General features: G+C 45.3%; 4 protein-coding genes and 1 pseudogene. All 5 read right to left on the reverse strand.

What is annotated here, in order from left to right; all coding sequences use genetic code 11:
- Positions 1–11: 11 nt before the first annotated feature.
- A complete protein-coding gene (locus AACR11_RS07230) occupies positions 12–401 on the reverse strand; it encodes an MBL fold metallo-hydrolase (protein ID WP_223295723.1) in 390 nt (129 codons plus the stop codon).
- 70 nt (positions 402–471) lie between these two features.
- A complete protein-coding gene (locus tag AACR11_RS07235) occupies positions 472–1,425 on the reverse strand; it encodes a GlxA family transcriptional regulator (RefSeq protein WP_079324601.1) in 954 nt (317 codons plus the stop codon).
- A gap of 19 nt (positions 1,426–1,444) precedes the next feature.
- Positions 1,445–1,843 carry an ester cyclase gene (locus tag AACR11_RS07240; protein WP_000798353.1) on the reverse strand — a complete coding sequence of 133 codons (399 nt, stop codon included), beginning with the start codon at positions 1,841–1,843 and terminating at the stop codon, positions 1,445–1,447.
- A gap of 198 nt (positions 1,844–2,041) precedes the next feature.
- Complete coding sequence (locus AACR11_RS07245; protein ID WP_223295724.1) at positions 2,042–2,278, reverse strand: helix-turn-helix domain-containing protein; 237 nt, start codon at positions 2,276–2,278, stop codon at positions 2,042–2,044.
- A gap of 14 nt (positions 2,279–2,292) precedes the next feature.
- Positions 2,293–2,607, reverse strand: a pseudogene (locus AACR11_RS07250) (Tn3 family transposase); the annotation flags it as partial.
- Positions 2,608–2,669 lie beyond the last annotated feature (62 nt).

Consider the following 2,669-nt stretch of genomic DNA (forward strand, 5'->3'; position numbering starts at 1 on the left):
TCTACAGAGGATTATGTCTTTTTAGAGGGGAAAATCCCTAGAACCCCAATTCCGGCGTATTCAATTTCATTATCAAGAACTTGTAGGTTAATAAATCCATCGCGGGCCAGTTCGTTTTTGTCTTCAGTATTCTGTACAAAAATAAGCATATCGCGAGGGATCAGCGCCCGGGCAGCAGCATCCCAGTGGTCATCATGCGTATGAGTAACAATAATAGCATCTACATCAATAACCTCTGATACCGGAAGAGGTAAGTCAACAAGAGGGTTCCGTAAATGGCGGTTCATCGTCAATGGAAAACCAGGGAATGAACCTTTTGCTGATAACATCGGGTCAATCAGGATTTTTTTTCCTGCATAATGAATAATTGCAGTGGCGTTACGGATCTGATGAAATTTCATAATAGAACTCCAGTTTTGTATTAACAGAACACAGTAAGAGGATTAATTTACTTTCCAGCTGGCAGAAGTTTTATATCGCTTCTGAACCCCTGAATGTTTTTCGCCATACGGACGGCGATACGCCAAATTTTGCGATAAACTTTTTCCATAAAGATGTTGCGGAACTAAAACCAACCAGCTCAGATACCTTCTGTACAGAGTGGGCTGTAGATTCCAGTAATACCTGCGCTTCTCTCAGACGCTCCGTTGTTAACCAGTCAACCAGTGTCATGCCCGTCGACTGTCGGAAGCGGCGTGTAAAGGTTCGTCGGCTCATGCTAACGACTTCACAAAGTTCATCCAGCGTCCAGCGTCTGGCCAGGTCCTGGCGCAGCGTTTCAACCAGCAGAATTATCTGGCGATCCTTTGTTGCAGATGGAAAAGGCATCTGAATATACTGAGCCTGTCCCCCGTCCCGATGAGGCGGGATCACCATTCGCCTTGCTATCTGATTGGCAATATTGCTCCCGTACAACTCCCTGACCAGATACAGACAGCAGTCCATACCCGCACCTGTACCGGCAGAAGTAATAATATTATCGTCAGCTACATAGAGCGCATTCATATCCAGGTGGGTATTCGGAAACCGTGACTGAAAATCACTCTCATACAACCAGTGTGTCGACGCGTTTCTTGCATCCAGTAGTCCTGAATAGGCCAGAGCATAGGCACCAAGGCACAAACCCACAATGGTGGCATTATGCTGTGCAGCTTCCCGGAGTGCTTCCGTTAACTGTGGCTCCGGTACAATGTCAGGCGATGGCCAGAAAGGAACTATAACCATGTCAGCAGTACGTAACACCGATAAGTCATATTCCGGTGTAATATGCATACCATGTGAGGTTTTTATAGTCTTTCCCTGCACGGAGCATAAAACAACGTTAAATAATGAATGGTCCGGGATAATATCTGCAAAAATTGCCAGTGGTACGGAGAGATGAAATGCACTGATATCATCGGTTATCAAAATGGCTATCTTTTTCATTTCATACTCTCCTGTAAGATTAACTAATCTGACGTACGATATCGTTATAATCAAAGTGCGCACGTTTTTCTTTAATTTTACCGCCTTCAATAGTCAGCAGCATCATCAGAGAAATACGTACTTTTTTCCCGGTTGGTTTATATCCGTGCATTTCATTATTGTGGATACCTTCAAAAACAACATAAGCTACGACTTTATCCGCTTCACTGATAAGAACTTCAGGCTTCATGCTGAAGCCCCGGAATCCATCAAGTGTGGCAGTTTCAGATGCGATAAAACCGTCAACTCCATGAATGGGGTTATCTATCTGTGAATAGAAAACAAAGTCACTGGAGCAAAGTGATTTAAGGGTTAAAAAATCATAACCTTCAAGAGCCTGATAAAAATCATGTACAAGTTTTTCATTTGAGTTTTTCATGGTCATTCACCCTTTTGTCTGGAGTAAGGACATTCTACGTGGTGTACACAAGTGAGTGCGAGTGACCAAAAAGACATTAATCAACATGATTGGGCCATTGTTATGAGAAAAAGGCTCCCCCCGCTGGGTTTCAACATCTGCCTGTGTTAAGCCCGCTCATAGCACATAGCATAACGTCCAGCTGAGAACTCACGGTCATTACTGTCCTGCCTTTACCCTGAGTATGGTTTGCCGGGTTGTATTAAACTCCCGAGCAATGGCGCTGATACTGGCCCCGGCCTTAATACGTGCAATCACAGAAAGTTTCTGTTCTTCATTCAGTGTTGAAGGACGGCCAAACCGCTTTCCGGCAGCTTTCGCTCTCGCAATACCAGAGTGCGTACGCTCAAGAAGCAAATCCCTTTCAAATTCTGCCACAGCAGAGATGACCTGCATGGTCATTTTTCCGGCAGCGTTGCCTGAAAATCAACCAGTCTGGCATTAGCGCTGGTGATAGTTTCAGCCCGCAGATAGTTCGCTTTTGTCCAGTTCAGCCGGTGTCGGGTCAGTGCAGGAACATTTGATCTGATCAGTGGTTCCAGACCGATATTGCAGGCTTCAGCCATCAGCACGGCGCTGATGCTGACGGGCAGATCATCAACTCTGGCACTGGCTTCACTAGCATGGAAAAACTCATCAGCAAATCCGGTATGGGCGTTAATTTCGAGCAGCAACTCCGTTAAATCCACCGGAGGGAGTAGATCACTGATCATTTTGCTCAGTCGTTTCGGCACTGTTGCAAATAGTCGGTGGTGATAAACTTATCATCCCCTTTTGCTGATGGAGC

It is taken from the genome of Vibrio sp. L85, from assembly GCF_963871815.1.
In the GTDB taxonomy this organism is placed as follows: domain Bacteria; phylum Pseudomonadota; class Gammaproteobacteria; order Enterobacterales; family Vibrionaceae; genus Vibrio; species Vibrio harveyi.

Coding starts and splice junctions, on each gene's coding strand:
- AACR11_RS07230 (WP_223295723.1), bottom strand. CDS start 401: ATGAAATTTCATCAGATCCGTAACGCCACTGCAATTATTCATTATGCA.
- AACR11_RS07245 (WP_223295724.1), bottom strand. CDS start 2,278: ATGCAGGTCATCTCTGCTGTGGCAGAATTTGAAAGGGATTTGCTTCTT.
- AACR11_RS07235 (WP_079324601.1), bottom strand. CDS start 1,425: ATGAAAAAGATAGCCATTTTGATAACCGATGATATCAGTGCATTTCAT.
- AACR11_RS07240 (WP_000798353.1), bottom strand. CDS start 1,843: ATGAAAAACTCAAATGAAAAACTTGTACATGATTTTTATCAGGCTCTT.